General features: G+C 61.5%; 1 protein-coding gene. It reads left to right on the plus strand.

What is annotated here, in order from left to right; all coding sequences use genetic code 11:
- Positions 1-111 precede the first annotated feature (111 nt).
- On the plus strand, positions 112-717 hold a 606-nt coding region (gene rarD, locus ACE04F_RS27505; RefSeq protein ID WP_486110693.1), incomplete at its 3' end, for an EamA family transporter RarD.

Below are 717 nucleotides of genomic sequence, written 5' to 3' on the forward strand. Positions count from 1 at the left end.
CCCCCCCACAGCGGACTTTTGCTCGGGTCAGTTCCTTGCAAGGTTCGCAGCACAATCCGACAAATCTACTTACAATCACTTCTTTGTTAGCTGCCTAAGCAAGGATTCTGCATGCAAGCCGCCAACCCGCGTCGCGGGTACATCCTGGGCCTGAGCGCCTACATCATCTGGGGTCTGTTCCCGATCTATTTCAAAGCCATCGCCAACGTTCCATCGGTGGAAATCATCATCCACCGGGTACTCTGGTCGGCGCTGTTCGGCGCCGCCCTGCTGATGGTCTGGAAACATCCGGGCTGGTGGCGCGAGCTGCGGGACAATCCGCGGCGCCTGGCGATCCTGGCCCTGAGCGGCACGCTGATCGCCGCCAACTGGCTGACCTACGTCTGGGCGGTGAATAACGGTCGCATGCTCGAAGCCAGCCTGGGCTATTACATCAATCCGCTGGTCAACGTGTTGCTGGGCATGTTGCTCCTCGGCGAGCGGCTGCGCCGCATGCAATGGGTCGCGGTGGCGTTGGCAGCCATTGGCGTGGCGCAACAGGTCTGGCAGGTGGGCAGCCTGCCGTGGGTGTCGCTGATGCTGGCGCTGACGTTTGGCTTCTACGGGTTGATCCGCAAGCAGGCGCCGGTCAAGGCTTTGCCAGGGCTGGTGGTGGAAACCTGGATGCTGGTACCGATAGCTATCGCATGGCTGTTTTTCAACCCGGCCGCCCCCAGC

The organism is Pseudomonas sp. AGC41, assembly GCF_057334555.1.